This is a genomic window from Aminiphilus circumscriptus DSM 16581, assembly GCF_000526375.1.
Classification (GTDB): Bacteria; Synergistota; Synergistia; order Synergistales; family Aminiphilaceae; genus Aminiphilus; species Aminiphilus circumscriptus.
This window is the reverse complement of the sequence record NZ_JAFY01000002.1, coordinates 1,212,927-1,228,120: the sequence shown is the minus strand read 5'-3', so window position 1 is coordinate 1,228,120 and position 15,194 is coordinate 1,212,927. Positions and strand designations below refer to the sequence as shown.

Annotated in this window: 12 protein-coding genes; all 12 read right to left on the bottom strand. The window is 62.6% G+C overall.

From position 1 onward, the window contains the following. Positions 1-336: 336 nt before the first annotated feature. Positions 337-1,986: a dipeptidase gene (locus K349_RS0106420; protein ID WP_026369000.1), complete on the bottom strand. Its 1,650-nt coding sequence runs from the start codon at positions 1,984-1,986 to the stop codon at positions 337-339. 210 nt (positions 1,987-2,196) lie between these two features. Next, positions 2,197-3,312 carry a M14 family metallopeptidase gene (locus tag K349_RS0106410; RefSeq protein WP_051464263.1) on the bottom strand — a complete coding sequence of 372 codons (1,116 nt, stop codon included), beginning with the start codon at positions 3,310-3,312 and terminating at the stop codon, positions 2,197-2,199. A 67-nt stretch (positions 3,313-3,379) separates the two neighbouring features. Next, positions 3,380-3,544 (bottom strand): hypothetical protein, encoded by a 165-nt coding sequence (locus K349_RS19325; RefSeq protein WP_026368997.1) that lies wholly within the window; start codon positions 3,542-3,544, stop codon positions 3,380-3,382. A 3-nt stretch (positions 3,545-3,547) separates the two neighbouring features. After that, positions 3,548-4,840 carry a hypothetical protein gene (locus tag K349_RS0106400; protein ID WP_026368996.1) on the bottom strand — a complete coding sequence of 431 codons (1,293 nt, stop codon included), beginning with the start codon at positions 4,838-4,840 and terminating at the stop codon, positions 3,548-3,550. A 99-nt stretch (positions 4,841-4,939) separates the two neighbouring features. Continuing rightward, positions 4,940-5,506, bottom strand: a complete 567-nt coding sequence (locus K349_RS0106395; protein WP_026368995.1) for a DUF6305 family protein — start codon at positions 5,504-5,506, stop codon at positions 4,940-4,942. An 83-nt stretch (positions 5,507-5,589) separates the two neighbouring features. Beyond that, entirely contained in the window at positions 5,590-7,206 is a 1,617-nt protein-coding gene (locus K349_RS0106390) for a dipeptidase (RefSeq protein ID WP_026368994.1), read from the bottom strand. A 457-nt stretch (positions 7,207-7,663) separates the two neighbouring features. Then, positions 7,664-9,406, bottom strand: a complete 1,743-nt coding sequence (locus K349_RS0106380) for a CocE/NonD family hydrolase (protein WP_026368992.1) — start codon at positions 9,404-9,406, stop codon at positions 7,664-7,666. 274 nt (positions 9,407-9,680) lie between these two features. Next, positions 9,681-10,964: a [FeFe] hydrogenase H-cluster maturation GTPase HydF gene (gene hydF, locus K349_RS0106375; protein WP_026368991.1), complete on the bottom strand. Its 1,284-nt coding sequence runs from the start codon at positions 10,962-10,964 to the stop codon at positions 9,681-9,683. Further along, the gene (locus K349_RS0106370) at positions 10,961-12,310 is read right to left on the bottom strand and encodes a lyase family protein (protein ID WP_034264300.1); all 1,350 of its coding nucleotides are present in this window, start codon (positions 12,308-12,310) and stop codon (positions 10,961-10,963) included. Before K349_RS0106370 ends, hydF begins: the two co-directional genes overlap by 4 nt. Further along, a complete protein-coding gene (gene hydE, locus K349_RS0106365; protein ID WP_157367298.1) occupies positions 12,300-13,325 on the bottom strand; it encodes a [FeFe] hydrogenase H-cluster radical SAM maturase HydE in 1,026 nt (341 codons plus the stop codon). Before hydE ends, K349_RS0106370 begins: the two co-directional genes overlap by 11 nt. Beyond that, the gene (gene hydG / locus K349_RS0106360) at positions 13,325-14,719 is read right to left on the bottom strand and encodes a [FeFe] hydrogenase H-cluster radical SAM maturase HydG (protein ID WP_026368988.1); all 1,395 of its coding nucleotides are present in this window, start codon (positions 14,717-14,719) and stop codon (positions 13,325-13,327) included. The genes hydE and hydG overlap by 1 nt, the downstream gene beginning before the upstream one ends. Further along, positions 14,688-14,975, bottom strand: coding sequence for a TM1266 family iron-only hydrogenase system putative regulator (locus K349_RS0106355; RefSeq protein WP_026368987.1), 288 nt, complete (start codon positions 14,973-14,975; stop codon positions 14,688-14,690). The genes hydG and K349_RS0106355 overlap by 32 nt, the downstream gene beginning before the upstream one ends. Positions 14,976-15,194: the final 219 nt, after the last annotated feature.

Sequence of the window (15,194 nt, the reverse complement as noted above, 5' to 3'; positions counted from 1 at the left end):
GCTCCAAAGGAGAAGATGGAGAGCACAAAAACTCCCGGGCATTGCGTTTTCCGGGAGATGTTCCACCCTTCGCCGCGTCACGCCTTCCTTGAGGAAACGCAAGCCCGGAGTCGAAAACAACTCTGCCGCATTGACGTTTTGCGCAAAGACACGCGGCACTGCACACGCAGCCATAGGCTACAAAAAAGCCGTGGCGTTTTGCGTGCATGCACGGAAAACGCCACGGCAACCCCGGGGGAAGTCCGGGGAAAGACGGGGCTCCTCTCGAAGGACGACCGTTGCCCCGCCTGTTTTGCGGTGACGCGCACAATCGCGCCACCGCTCTTCTGTACCTCGCTATTTCTTGGGCTCTGCGTCGGTGTCGCCGAAGCCCACCGCCTCAAGCCACTCCGTGGGATAGCCCACGTTCTTAAAGGTGCCGTCGGGCTGAATGATCATTCCGTCGTAGTACTTGCCCACGAGGGTCCAGCCCAATTCCCACCAGTCCTCCAACCCCTTCGTGAGGGTCTCGTTGACATAACGAGTCACGTAGGCCACGGCCTGTTTGGGGTCTTTGCCGTAGAGTTCCATGGCCTTTTTGTCCACCTGGGGGAGTTCCAGGAAATACTTGTTCTCGTGGAGCCGCTGGGCCTCGCGGATGTCCTCGATCATGTAGCTGAACTTGAGGTCCGCCCAGTTGGAGACGAAGTTCCAGGCCCACCATGCGGATTCCTTGTCGAAGACGTGGCGCTTGCCCAGGGTGTAGGGCTTGGGCACTTCCGTGGTGCCCGCATAGATGGGCATGTAGAGAGTGGAATGCGGTGCATCCTCACCGAACCAGACCACAGCCGCAAGCGGGTCGGGCATGTTGGGGCGGACCTGTCCCACGAAACTGTAGGAGCAGCGGAAGATCGAGATGGCCCGATCCCAGTCGTTGCCCTTACGATTCTCGGGGCGCACGTCCTTGGGGGTCTGGTAGCGGTTGGGATTGCCGAAGGGGCCTGCGGCAAGTCCCTTGGTGAGATCGAAGCGGGTGCCTTCCAGGTAGTCCCGGTTGATCGCCATGAGGTCCTGCACGGAGAGCTTCTTGGGAGGCTTGATGACCAGCGGATACTGCTCCGCCGCAGCGGGGTCAAGGTTCAGCTCTGGATCGACGAGGCTGTAGACGCGCCATTCCCGACGCTGCTGGTAGTAGGGCGATCCATAGGGTTGGGGATTGTAGATCTTGTGGAAGACGAAGGGTTCGCCCTCTTTCCACCATCCCATCTCCTCGGCGAAACTCTTGATGTTCGAGGAGTACATGAAGTTTTCCTTGTCGTTCCAGTCGATCTCGGCGATGCGGGCACGGTTGGAGCCCATGGCAAAGCCATCGTCGGGAATGCGCTGGGCAACCCAGATGGCTCCGGGCTTTCCGCTCTCGGGGGTCCAGAGAGGACCGGGGCCGCAGATCTCGAAGAGCCAGATCTCGCCCTTGGTGTCCGCGATGGAGAGCGCTTCACCGCCGTCGGCGTAACCGTACTTCTCGGCGAGTTCGCCCATGACCCTGATGGCATCCCGGGCCGTGGCGGTCCGCTGCAGCGCCAGGACCTGGAGCTGCTCGATCATCATCCATGCCTTGTCCTCGTTCAGGTTCTCGTCACGACCGCTCCAGGTGTACTCGCCCATGATGAGCGATTTCTCGTTCATGAAGGGATAACCCGTATGGAAATAGGTGTAGGTCTTCTCCACCTGGGGAATCTCACCCACCTGGACGAGTTCCTTGTTGGGACGGGTCATGTAGCAGATGTTCTTGTAGATGGGGACCATTTCGCCGGGTTTGTGGGTTCCTCCGGGGATGATCTGGATGCGGTGATCGTACCACCCGTCACAGGTGTGGGTGGTCATGACCGATCCGTCCACGGTGGCGTTCTTGCCCACCATCATGACCGTGCACGCAAAAGCGCTCGAAGCGACGAACACCAGTAGTACCGTCAGCAGGGTTCTGCGAAGCCATGTCCCGTTGCGCATGAAAGCATTCCTCCCTTTTTCCTCCGTGATTCCGATCCGGCACGTCCGAACCGGCTTCCTTCTGAACGCCGCCCAGAAAGGCCGTTCGCCTCTCCGGGACGTTCCGCGTTCTTCCGAAGAATCTCATGCCATCCCCGCGCCGTCCTCTCCCCTCTTTTTCTTCATCACCCCCGATACAGGAGATGTCCTCCGCCAGCCTTGCCGAAAACGTCACTCGTAGAAGACACGGTCCTGGGGAACGCCCGAGGGGTCACGGAAAAAGGCGCCCAGCCCCTTGTCGACGAGTTCCGCGTATCGGGGCACGCCGGAGACGAGAATCTGCCGCTCCGGTGTCTCCATGGTGTTGAAGGTCTCCAGGGTCTGGAGCACCGTCGAGGCATGGCGCCCCACCCGCACCGCGATGGGCCAGCCGCTGTCGTCCATGGGGGCGTAGAGCAGACCGTGCTCCCCCGCCTTCTTCACGAATTCGTCCTTGCCCTCCAGGAGCAACGTCTCGTCGGTGATGCCCCGGATGCGGTCCAGAAAGGGTTCCGCCACTTCGAAGATCATGGACATGGCGTCGGAGTTGTCTCCCACCTCGCGGTGGGACAGCCCCCGAAGCGCCACGGGGGAGAACTCCATGCCGATGGGAACGGGAAATTCCTGGGCGGTGAGCACCATGGAGGTCATGGCAGCCACGCCATGGGCCTTCTCGTGGGCGACGATGGTGTTCTCCACGGGATATTCCAGCTCCGCCTCGTGGAGATCGATGAACACGTCCACCTTCTCGCGGCGGATGAGTTCCATGAAGGCGAAGGTGGTCCGTTCCGTGAGGAGTCCGTCGGGGCGGCCGGGCCAGGCTCTGTTCAGGTTGCGGATGTCCATGTAGGCGAGCATCTGCTTCGTCGGGTAGTGCAGATAGACCTCGGGGTCGGGCCAGGAATCGAGGGGGCTGGAACAGCGATCTCCCATGCGGTAGGTCTTTTCTCCCCAGGGAGTCGGAATCCGGTAGAACGTCGGATAGGCCTCGCCGTTCCGGGTGTAGGTACTGGCACTCCGGTTGCCCCGGATCACCACGAGAAGACGCCCCTGCTCCACCCGGGCGTTCTCCACGAAGAGTTCCGCCGTGAGGTTCGCCGCGGGCTCCTCCGGATGGGTGCCGCCGAAGACGAGCACCGTGGCGCCGGGTTTGCCGCTGTCCAGAAAATAGATGTTGCAGTCGTTCACCGTCCCTTTGACGCCTGGATGATAGTCGCCGAGGGTGCGCACCGCCGTGACTCCTTCTCCGGCCACGACGGGCTCCCGAAAGGTGCGGTGGGCGCGGAACTCCCGCCCCGCCACGACCATGAAGAGCACCGTTATCAGAAGGCTCAGGACCTTCACGAGCAAGGTTCTCCGTTCCACGGCGGGCCTCCTATTTCACGCGCAGCAGGCGCAGCACGAAGGGAACGAGGATGATGCAGTAGAGCACCGCGTCCTGGGCGTTCCGAGTCCGGAAGAAATTGCGGCACAGCACGACGCCGAAAAGGGCCGTCATGGCATAGTAGGCGGCGGTGACCAATCCATTGAGCATGATCATGGCTTATCCTCCCAACACGGCGCCGATGCGCGCGCTGTAGACGAGAAAGAGCGTGGCCAGCGCGGCGATGAAGGCCAGCGGCACCAGACAGGTCTTCACGAATCCACTCCAGTAGTTCCCCTTGTAGCCGAGTTCCAGCACCGCCGCCCGCCCCACCACCGCCGTGGGAGGCAGGCAGTCCCCCAGGGGCCACAGAACCGCCATGGCCGACAGGGCGACGACCGGATCGAGCCCCTTCATGTTGAAGAGCATGATGAGGGGCACTCCCAAAAGGGGCGCCACCGCGTACTGGAGCATGCCCTCCGAGACGGGGAGGATGAGGAACAGGGTGGCGTAGAGCGCCGACAGGGGAAGGGTCACCACCGACAGGGAGATGAGTCCCCGCGCGCCCGAGAGGGCCATCACCTGGATGAGCGCTCCCACCACCACCATGATGCCCACCAGGGGGAGCAGTGCTTCCACGGTGTCGCCGAGGATCTTCCACAGGGGAAGTTTCCTGGGCGAGAGGAGGATCGTCATCCCCGCGCAGAGCAGGAAGATGAGGGGAAGGCCGAGAACGGGCATGGAAAAGGGAGCGAGACGTCCCGCGACCACGAGGAGCGCCAGCAGGAAAAAGGGTGCGAGCACCCGTCCCCACCCCATGCCCTGGGGAGCTTCGGGAAGCGCCCGGAGCACCTTCTCCACCTCCACGGGCTTGCTTCCTCCGGCGAGGAAGAACATGGCGAAGAGCGCTCCCGTCACGGAGAGAATGCCCAGGGGAAGGCCGAACCCCGTGTAGGGCATGTTCGCCCCCGCAGCGGCCATCATGGCCCAGAGATTGATGGGCGGTGCGGCGGCGCTCATGGCGGCGCAGAGAAAGACGATGGCCACCCGCCGGGTCTCCTCCACGCCCATGGCGGCGAGCACCGCCCCCACGAGAGCACCCACGGTGAGCACGCTCGCCGCTCCCGAGCCGGTGAGCGCCCCGGGAATGAGCATGACCAGGGTGAGCAAGAGCAGACACATGACCTTCCTCGTCGCGAAGGTGGCGACGATTTTGCGGACGATGAAGGCCACGCCTCCGGACTCCTTCACGAGGGTCATGAAGAACGTGGCGGTGAGAAAGATGAGGCACACGTCGAAATAGGTGAACGTGCCCTCCACGAGGTGGCGGATGAGGGACAGACCAGCGCCATGAGCGAGGCCACCCGCCACGGCGGCGAGAAACATGGAGAGTTCCGTGCTTATCCGGCAGAGTTTGGCCACGAGAAAGGCCCCCACAATGACGGCGAGCACCAGGGACGCATGCGCGAACATGACCGACTTCCTTTCCGGGCATCTCGGACGTTTCCGCCCGCACAGCACCTTCCCCTCTTCCGGGGAGGCATCCCGCGGAGGGGCCTCCCCGGGGGGCGCTTATTTCAGCTCCGCCAAGGCCGCCCCGATGCCCAGGGCATCCTTGACGACCACGAGGGGTTTGTTCAGCTCTTTGGCGTAGGCGGTGAAGAATCCGTCCTTGTCGCTGTCCTCGATGATGAGGATCAGATCCGACAGGGGCATGACGGCCTTGATGGAGGCCTCGTCGGAGGCATCGGTCCTGCGGGCCATGCCCTCCACGTGGGCGCCGACGACCAGCATGCCCTCCTCGCGGGCGGCCTTGACCAGTTCCTCGATGCGGGCGATCTCCTTGTTCACGTCCGTACCCGCCGCACCCATTCCCTTCATGCTCGTTCCCGTGGTGATGATGAGTGTCTTGTACCCCTTGCCCCGAAGCCCGTCGGCGGTGAGCTTGTTGTCGCTGTCCGTGGGCATGAGCTTCGCCTGGGCGCAGGACATCTTCACCATCACCGCTCCGGGGCTCTGTCCGCAGGTGGTGACGGCGATGGGGGGCTCGATGGGCGCCGCCTGAACCGCGACGGCGGCAAAGAGGAACACCGCCGCAAGCACCAGGCCCGCAAAAATCCTTCCGTTCTTTCGTCTCACGAAAAACGCCTCCTTCACTGTCGCGACCTCCGTCGGAAGGCGCCTTTCGTGTGCCTTCCGACGGAGACCTTCTGTCAGGATTTCTATTTTCCCTTGTTGTTGTTGTACGTCGAGATGAGCTGCCAGTTCAGCTTCCACCAGGTCTGTTCGGTCTTCTCCATGCACTCCCTGGTGAAGTCCGTGAGAAACGCCTTTGCCTTCGCGGGATCCGCCGCGGCCAGCTCCGCCGCTTTCTTGTCGATCTCGGGGATCCGGTCGAAGAAGCTCTTCTCCAGAGGCGCCCGGACCGCCGTGAGGTCCGCCATGGCTTCCTGGTAGCGGCGGTTCACGAGTTCATCCCCCAGTATGAAGGCCCACTGGGTGGACTTGAGGTCGAAGGCGTTCCTGTCGAAGGTGCGCCACGTCTCGGGCGTGTCGGTCACGCCGTTGTAGATGGGAACGTAGCAGGTGGTGTGGGGATTGTCATAGCCGAACCAGAGGATGGTCCGCAGGGGATCGGGCACGTTCGCCCTGGCCTGGGAGACGAAGCTGTAGGCGCAGTCCCATTTGGACACGGGCCGGTTGTAGGGGATCCGCAGGAGCTTGCGCATGTCCTTCGTGACGAAGGGAGTCGCAAGGGGGCTCTTCACGGACGTGTCGCCGTCCCGAATGAACCAGGCGGGATCCTCGTACATGTCGAAGGGCGTGTCCGCCATGTGGGAGCGGAGCATTTCCATCACGTCCTGCACGGAGATCTTCTTCTCGGGCTTGATGGCGAAGGGGTAGGACATGGTCTCCGCGTAGGGATCCCACTCCCGGGAGGGTGCGAGGATTCTGTGGATCGTGTAGAGGCGGTTCCGGATCCACATGGAGGAGAGCGACCAGTCGTCGTTCCCCGTCAGCGGCGAATAGGCCTCCTGCCAGATGAAGGGTTTGCCGCTCGCGGGGTCGTACCATCCCTGGTCGATGGCGAACTGCTGGTAGTTCCCGGAGGCCATGAAGTTGTCCGCATCCTCGGGGTGCACCTCCCGGATGCGGCTCATGTTGGGCACGACCACGACCATGTCGTCGGGAACTCTCTGGGCAACCCAGATCGCACCGGGAGTCTTGCTCTCGGGAGTCCACATCATGCCCACGCTGCGCAGCTCGAAGATCCACGCCTCGCTCGCGTCGGTGACGGTGAGACACTCCCCCTCGGAACCGCAGGAAGGCAGGAAGCCGTAGGTCTCGGCGAGTTCGCCCATGACCTTGATGGCTTCCCGGGCTGTCTTCGCGCGCTGGAGGGCGAAGACCTCGAGCTGCTCCACGGTCATGATCGCCTTGGCGGCGGGCCGGAAGGTCTTCAGCTCTTCCTTCTGGCCGATGGTGGTCTCGCCGATGGCCACGCCGTGCTCGTTCATGAAGGGATAGCCCACGTGGAAGTAGGTGTAGGTGGTCTCCACCTGGGGAATTTCGCCGATCTTGACGGGACCGCCCTCTTCCTCGGCGGTGATGTTCCAGTAGACATCCGCCATGGCCCCCTTGGGGAAGGTCGCGCCGGGGATGGTCCGAACCTGGGCGTCGTAGAAGGCACCGTCGGCGGTGTGGGAGGTGATGACCGAACCGTCCACGGTGGCGTCCTTGCCCGCCACGACGTCGGTGCATCCGAAGGCCGTCGCCGCGACAAGCACGAGCAACGCGGCGAACAGGCTTCCCGTGAGCTGTTTACGAAATCCTCGCATGAGACATCGCTCCTTTTCCTTTACTCGAAAAATCCAATCCGCCGTGTCCGAAGCGAAGTTCCTACGCTCCCGTCACGGCGTCTGACAGGAAGGAAACACGGAACGCGCCTTTCTTCCTCACCCCCCTTCAGTCGCGACCCCCGGATTGAAAGAACACAACATATCTTCCCCGCCTCATCCCGAAAGCGCGCATTCCTACAGATCCCCTGTGCACAGCCTCTTTCACAAAACGCCCGCTCTCCGCGCCACGAAAACAAGACGCCGGGCGGCACACCTTTCGAAGGACGGCTCACGTTTTTTCGACACAATGCAAGAGGAAGGCCGTTTCCGCGCCGGTCTTCTCCGGAACCCGCACATGGGACGCGCCGTCTCGCCGCTTTGGGCTTCGGGCACGGATCTCGTCGGAATCGAGGAAGTTGTTCCCGTCATCGCCTTCCTCCGGAAGGCGGGGGATGCGTCATGTCTCCCGAAGGGGAGGAACGAACTTCTCCGGAGGGACCACCAGAGGCAGCACGAGGTAGGAGCGTGCGGGAGTTCCTCCCGTGTGGATCGTTCCGTCACCGTTTTCCGGGGAGGTCTCCAGGTCGAGGAACGCGAGGGATGCGTCGGGCCGTGCGGAGAGACTCACCCGAAGGCGCTCTCCCCTGCGCACCAGCGCTTCCAGTGGCGAAAGGGAGACGGTCATCTCCGTGGGGTGCCCCGGCGTCAGGGGCTCCGTCCGGGAAAAGCCGTGAAGGGGAAAATACCGCTCGCTCTTCCGCGGATCAAGGCGGCGAAGGCTCCCCCGGAGCCAGCCTCCGGAGAGAGGGCGCCCCTCCGGTGGGTTTTCTCCGGACATTGCCCCGGAGGAACATGTGGTCCCGCCCACCACCTCCACCGCGACGAACACATCCAGCTCCGTCCTGCTCGACGACAGGGAGAGGAACGCCGTGACGGGTCCCGAGAACAGGGTGTCTTCCTCGAAGGGAGCGCTCTCGAAGAGCACTCTTTTTTCCGGCCCGCCGGAGAAGGGCGTTTCCGCGGGCGAGGTGGCATAGGTTTCAAGGGTTCCCGCGGCGGCGTTCAGGTAGAACCGCGTCCAGAGTGTCCGCTCGCCGGGCCACAGGGTCTCGCGGCGCGCCTCCGGAGAGAATTCGCCGCACCGCAGCAGGACGGGATCGGCGCGATTCTCCCGAAAAGGCAGCCGCTTCAGAGAAGCATCGAAGAACCGCCGCTGTTCCTCCAGAAAGGCACCGACAAAGAAGGGTTCCAGCGTCGCCGAGGAGGTGAGGAGCAGGCGTTTCTCAGGCGAGGGGGCATTCCGATACATCTCCAGACTTCCCCGAAGGGTGGGAATTCCCGGAACGGCGCGCCCTCCCACGAGGAACGGCAGCGTCACCGCCGAGGGAGAAAGGGAAGAGCTCTCGTAGGCCGGGCTGTAAAGGGATGCGTGGGTTGGATTCTCGGAGATGGCAAGCTCCCGGAAAAGGAGAACGTCCGGGGAGGACGAACCGCTCTCGTCCCGAAAGAGGCGGGAGAGTGCGCGCCAAAACGTCTTCGCGGGAATGCCTCCCGGAAAGAGCAGGTCCCGATAGAGGTCAATGCCGCCCTCCAGGGCGATCACCGCCCGCAGCGAGGGAGGCGCGAGCGCCGCACCCCACCACTGCTCCTGTGCGGCGAGCCCGACGCCCCAAAGCCCCACCGCGCCGTCGCACCAGGGTTGTCCCGCCGCCCATGTCACAAGGTCCGCCACATCCTCGCCGCTGCGGGGTCCGGGAAAAGCCCAGCGCCCGGGGGAGTCCCCGGTCCCTCGGGAATCCGCCAGGAGCACCGCATAGCCGAAGGATGTCCACGGTTCGGGGTCGGCACCGCAGGCGAGGAAACCGGGAAGAACGTCTTCGGAGAGAGATGCCCCCGGCACGGGGAGACTGGACTCGTGCGGACGACTCCGCCGGATGTCGGGGCCGCAGCTTGCGACGACGGGCCAGGGACCGCACCCCTCGGGAAGGAAGAGCGTTCCCGAAAGGGACGTTCCGTCCCGAAGGGGAATGCGCACCGTTTCTTCCCGAAGAACAGCGAAGACGCCGTCGGGCACAGCGACGACAAGACAGAGCACCAGGAAAACCGCAAGCAACATCCCCAGGAAACGGAGGTATCGAAAACGCCCTCGCGTCTCCGCTGAGGCCTGCGTTTCTTTCCTTTCTCTCCGCAAGCTCTCCATCGTACCCGCTCTCCATCCTGCCCGGTTCGTTTCTCCTTCGGGTTCCACCGTGTTTCCGCGAGTGCGAAATGAGGGAATCCGCCTGGTTCCTTTTTGATCGCACTTCGTGACTCGCTTCACGCAGCATTCTACCCTTTGGAAGCTCTGAATAAAAACCTTTGGCTTTTCCTTGACTCGGGTCGCACCAAGCTTTGCGAGGCGCCCTGCTGGGCTGACGTAGCCTTATTCAGAGATTTCCTTTCTTCTATCTATTCTCGGCGACGAGCGATATGCGTCAAGCACCATCCGTCAAGACGCTCTGCATGCCATTCCGTTGCGAGAGGGATGGGCGAAAGTCCTCCGTCGGCTCCAGGAAGACGGAGTGCTCGTAGGGAAACGGTTCGAGCGCTCTCGGCAGGAGCCCGTTGGCCCATGCGAGGAAAAGTCCGTAGTTGATCGCGTGCACACCCAGCCGCCGCAGAACGTTCAACCGATGGACGATCTTCAGGCGTGTCGCCATGCATCCCGCGCAGGTGATCACCATGAAGTACTTTCCGAGTTCCTCCTCGGGCGGAAGGTCGCGGGCAAAGGAAAATTCCGCATCCATCCGCACGAGCTGCTTGAAAAGCCTCGGAATCTTCACCGTGCCGATGTCGTCCGCCTGCCGATGATGACTGCACGATTCCAGCACGAGAATGCGGGCACCGGGCGGCACGTCTGAGAGCGCCCGCAAGCCCCGTATGTACGTGACGAGGTCCCCTTTCTTGCGCCCGAAGAGAATCGAGAAACTCGTCAGCGGCTGATCCTCGGGAATGTCGGCGGCAACCTTGCTGAAGACCTGGCTGTCGCAGATCACCACTTTGGGACGCACCGAAAGGGCGCGGTAGAAGGAAAACAGCTCCCGCTCCTTCACCACCAGCGCGCCGCAGTCCCGGTCCAGCAGGTCGCGGATGGTCTCCACCTGGGGCAGGATCAGCCTTCCCCTGGGAGCCGCCAGATCGATGGGCGTCACCAGAAGGACGAGATCCCCCTCGTGAACCAGTCCCTCCACAGGAGAGATCTCCGGCTCGATCTCCTCGGCGACGGAGAGGAGCAGTTTGCGCAGATCGTTCACGCCGCTGCCGGAAAGGTTGTCCACCGCCACCGACGGCATGCCCCGCAGCGCGTCCGCCTTGGAGAGGTCCGGGGGCCTGTCGGCGAACGTGTAAACCACGACGAGGGGGCGGTCACGGACGCGGGCCTTTTCGAGCAGCGCCTTCTCCGACGCCGAGAGCGGCCGATCCCCCGGCGTGACGAAAAGAAGCACGTGTCCTTCCTGAAGCACCTCCTCCGTGCGCCGCCGGCGAAGCTCTCCGATGCCGCACTCGTCGTCGTCGAGTCCGGCGGTGTCGGAAAACGCCACGGCGCCGAGAGCGCCGAGTTCGAAACTCTTCGTCACAGGATCGGTGGTCGTGCCGGGGCGCTCCGCGACGATGGAGATCTCCCGACCGAAAATGTTGTTCATCAACGACGATTTGCCGCTGTTGCGGTCGCCTGCCAGAACGATGCGCATCTGTTCCGCGAGGGGTGTTCCTTTCATGCGTCGCCTCCGTTCATTCCCGCGAGGGATCCGGGAGAAAGCAGTTCCCGAATCTCTTCGGGGGCTTTCCCTGTGGCCTCCGCCGCCAGAGCGACAAGCTCCTCCAGGGAAGCGGGAAGAGCCTCGCCGTTCTCGTACAGTCTTTTGACGCAATGGTAGCCAAGCTTCGGCCCGAGGGCGTTCATCATCGCGAGGGATCCCGCGAGAGTGCGATCCATCCGCGTCGCATTCACCCGGAGCCCCCCGAGGAAATCGAGGCGGAAGGAAGAAACGGCCCGAACGAGGGAATCCCCGGCCTCCAGCAGAGAGGCGCACAGATGGGGCAGATAGGAATTCAACTGCAGCGTCCCCAGGGCGACGTACTGCCCTACCTTCCACGCCTCGCCCTGAATGTGCACCGCGAGGCCGCGCACGTGCTCGAGGAGCACCGGGTTCGTCTTCGCCGCCATGATCGACGATCCCGCCTGTACCTTGGGGTGCTCCATCTCGCCGGACATGGACGACGTGTAGAGCAGAAAATCGCCGCACATCTTGAACAGGTTGATCGCACAGAGGGAGAAGCCGTTCGCGAGCTCCCCCCACTTGTCGAGATGCGCTGTCTCGTCCGGAAGGTTCTGGCTTCGACAGAGGGGCAGTTGCGTGACGGACCGGAGCGCCCGCTCCGCCGCGTGGATGTACGGCCGCGGAGCGGCAAAACACGTGCCGATGGCCGTGCCGCCGAGAGGAACGGTGCGGATGCGCTCCTTCAGTTTGTTCATCCGCCAGCGGTCGCGCTCCACCGCCCCAGCCCAGGCACCGAACACCTGCCCCAGCGTGATGGGGAGCGCGGACTGCATCTCCGTGCGCCCTTCCATCAGAAGATTTTCGAACCGCCGCTCCCGCTCCACCAGCGCTTCCTGCAGCGCGATGACCTGGTGCTCCGCGAGACAGAGCAGCCGGTAGAGCGCGACGGTAACGGCGGTGGGCACCACGTCGTTGGTCGATTGATGGCGGTTGATGTCCTCGATAGGATCGAAGCGCGTCTCCAGGCCTTGCCCGGCACAGAAGGCGCATGCCAGGGAGGCCAGCACCTCGTTCATGTTCATGTTGAGACTCGTTCCCGCCCCTCCCTGGAAGAGCGGCAGACGAAAGAGGTCGTTCCTCCGTCCCGAGGCCACGTCACCGCAGGCGGCTTCGAGCGCGGCGAAGGCTTCAGGAGACCATCGCCGCTCCGTCTCCTGCACCGCCCGGAGACAGGCGAGCTTCACCTCCGCCAGCGCTCTCACGAGCGGCGGCGGCGTTCTTCCTTCGCCGAAATTACGCAGCGCGGCGGCGGTTTCGGGACCAAACGTCACGTCATCCCACATGGCGCAACGCCGCACTCCTGGAGTCTCCCCGGTCGAAGACCAGTTCCTTTCCCAGCCGAAGAACGCGCGCCCTCAGGCACTTCAGGCAGGAAGAACCGTCCTCGTCCAGACACACCTTGCCGGGATAGAGAAGATAGTGCCGCTTCGCCTCCGAGGGGGACAGGTTGGGCATGAGCACATTGGCGCCGGAGAGCAGCATCTTTTCTCGCCCGAGAGGATCGATGGACCCCGCCGCGGTCGTGGCGGGCATGTTCGCCATGGGCAGCAGCAGGCGCACCAGCGCCACCGCCCGGAGCGTTCTTTCGAGGGAGGGAGGTGCGTCGCTCCAGAGCGGCGTGTCCGGATGGGGGATGAAGGGACCTATGCCCACCATGTCCAGTTCGAGGGTCTTGCAGAGGCGAACGTTCTCGTAGAACGTCTCCTCGGTTTCTCCGGGCAGTCCGGTCATGAAACCGGACCCCACTTCGTAGTCCAGCTCCTTCAGATCATCCAGAGCCCGCCTGCGCGCCGCGAAGGGCACGCCGTCGCGCAGGCGGGTGTGCAGGGTCTCGTCGCTCGTCTCGAAACGGAGAAGATAGCGGTCGGCGCCCGCCGCTTTCAACGCCGCGTACTCGCTCCGGGAGCGGATGCCCAGGCTCAGGGTGATCGCAGCCGTTCCTTCCGTCGCATCCTTGATGCGCTCCACCGTGCGGCAATGATCGAGCACCGAGAGGAACGGATCCTCGCCTCCCTGCAGGACGAAGGTGCGAATGCCGAGGCGGAAACCCTCCCGGACGATTTCGACGATTTCATCGGAGGAAAGGCGATAGCGGGACACCCTGGTGTTGGCGCCGCGGATGCCGCAGTAGAGGCAGTTCCTCGCGCAATGATTGGAGAACTCGATGAGTCCTCTCACAAAGACCCTCTTGCCCCAGACCGATTCGCAGAGAGCGTTCGCTTCGCCGCGGAGCGCGTCGAGAGTCCGGCCCTCGGCGAACGCCCGCAGATCGGCGCTGTTCATAGGCGCCCCCCACATCAGAAATACACATCCCTTGCACCCGATTCGATCAGGCGCAGGTTATCGACGATCTTCGGTCGCTGCTCCTCATGGGCGGCCTCCACAAGCCTTCCGATGAGCTTTTTCCCCTTTGTGCGAACGGTGGGAGAAGCAAAATCCTCCAGGTATTCCTGAAAGGTGAACAGGCCGTTCGGCATGCAGAATCGCTGTATGAGTCCCGGTTTGGCGAGATCCATGAAATCCCGGCCGACGCGCCCTTTTCGATAGCACCCCGTGCAGAAGGAAGGAATGAATTCCTGGTCGATCAATGTTTCGATCACCTCGTCGAGAGAGCGGTGATCCCCGAGGGAGAATTGGCTTCCCGAACACTCCGACGCCGCGTCGGCATAGGCGCCTGGATTCGTGCGCGAACCGGCGGAGATCTGGCTGACGCCGTACCTGAAAAGCTCGTTGCGCAGCCCCTCCGATTCCCGTGTGGAAAGAATGATGCCCGTGTAGGGCATGGCGAGGCGGATCACCGCGATGATCTTCCGGAAATCGTCGTCCGACACGGCATAGGGAATGTGCTCCGTGAAGGGAGTTCCCTCCGCGGGCTCGATGCGCGGCACGCTCACCGTGTGCGGGCCGCAGCCGAAGGTTTCTTCGAGGTGAAGGGCATGTTCCATCAGAGCCAGGACTTCGAAGCGGTAGTCCCCCAATCCGAAGAGAACCCCCAGACCCACGTCATCGATGCCACCCTCCATGGCCCGGTCCATTACCATGAGGCGGTTGAGATAGTCCGCTTTCGGCCCCGACGGGTGATACGCCGCGTACAAATCCGGATCATAGGTTTCCTGAAAGCAGATATAGGTGCCGATTTTCGCCTCTTTCAGGCGACGGAATCCCTCCACATCGAGGGGGGCGATTTCCACATTGATGCGGCGGATGGAATTTTTCCCGACGCGAGTCTCGTATACCGTCCGGATGGCCGAGAGAAAATGGTCGAGATCATTGTCGCTCGACTCGCCGCAGAGCATCACGATCCGCTTGTGTCCTTCCCGGAGAAGCATCTCGGCTTCCGTGCGGATCTGATCCGCGGTGAGCACGGCGCGCCGGAGACGGGTGTTTTCCTTGCGAAACGCGCAGTACAGACAGGAATTCGAACAGGTGTTCCCGATATAGAGCGGTGCGAAAAGCACCATGCGCCTCCCGTAAATGGTTTCCTTGGCATATCCCGCCACGTCGAGCAACGCACGGATCATCTCGGGAGAGTCTACGCACAGGAGCGCTGCGGTCTCTTCCACCGACAACCCCTTGAGTTCCCTTGCCTTCTCGAGGATACAAAGCACTTCCCGCTGCGTCGGTGCAGTGCGCCTGCTGAGTTTTCGCAGACGGGGTACGTCAAGAAAGGATTTCTTCAGGGGATCCACCATGATCGGCCTCCTTCGTCTTGGTCAGAACCGATTTCACGGAGATCCCCCCGAGCCGTCCGATTTTTCCCGCAAGCGCTCCGAGTTCGTCGGTGGTTCCCTCCACGATGAGAGAGATGATGCTCAACGAGCGCTCACGCATGGGCAACCCCATGCGACCGAGGATGAGATGGGCATAATCGGAGAGGATGAGGTTCAGTTGTCGGATGTTGTCCTTCTTTGTCACGAGGATGACGATGACCGCCAGTCTCTTCTCCATCGGACGTCCTCCGGATCGGATAGGTTTTGGGGAGATCCTTGAAACCGGAACTGATCCCGTTTCGCAGACATCCGCTACTCTACCTCCAGACAGGGAAAAAAGCAAAGTGCTTTTTTTCACCTGCTTGTCCATTCCGCACCTGCAGCGTTTCTCCGCAGGGCAATCGCGAAACCTCCGGCCTTGAAAAACTCCGTCGGTCGAATATACTTGGAAACAGGT

Coding starts and splice junctions, on each gene's coding strand:
- K349_RS0106390 (WP_026368994.1), bottom strand. CDS start 7,206: ATGCGAGGATTTCGTAAACAGCTCACGGGAAGCCTGTTCGCCGCGTTG.
- hydE (WP_157367298.1), bottom strand. CDS start 13,325: ATGTGGGGGGCGCCTATGAACAGCGCCGATCTGCGGGCGTTCGCCGAG.
- K349_RS0106420 (WP_026369000.1), bottom strand. CDS start 1,986: ATGCGCAACGGGACATGGCTTCGCAGAACCCTGCTGACGGTACTACTG.
- hydG (WP_026368988.1), bottom strand. CDS start 14,719: ATGGTGGATCCCCTGAAGAAATCCTTTCTTGACGTACCCCGTCTGCGA.
- K349_RS0106355 (WP_026368987.1), bottom strand. CDS start 14,975: ATGGAGAAGAGACTGGCGGTCATCGTCATCCTCGTGACAAAGAAGGAC.
- K349_RS0106380 (WP_026368992.1), bottom strand. CDS start 9,406: ATGGAGAGCTTGCGGAGAGAAAGGAAAGAAACGCAGGCCTCAGCGGAG.
- K349_RS0106370 (WP_034264300.1), bottom strand. CDS start 12,310: ATGTGGGATGACGTGACGTTTGGTCCCGAAACCGCCGCCGCGCTGCGT.
- K349_RS0106410 (WP_051464263.1), bottom strand. CDS start 3,312: ATGGTCGTGGCGGGGCGGGAGTTCCGCGCCCACCGCACCTTTCGGGAG.
- hydF (WP_026368991.1), bottom strand. CDS start 10,964: ATGAAAGGAACACCCCTCGCGGAACAGATGCGCATCGTTCTGGCAGGC.
- K349_RS19325 (WP_026368997.1), bottom strand. CDS start 3,544: ATGATCATGCTCAATGGATTGGTCACCGCCGCCTACTATGCCATGACG.
- K349_RS0106400 (WP_026368996.1), bottom strand. CDS start 4,840: ATGTTCGCGCATGCGTCCCTGGTGCTCGCCGTCATTGTGGGGGCCTTT.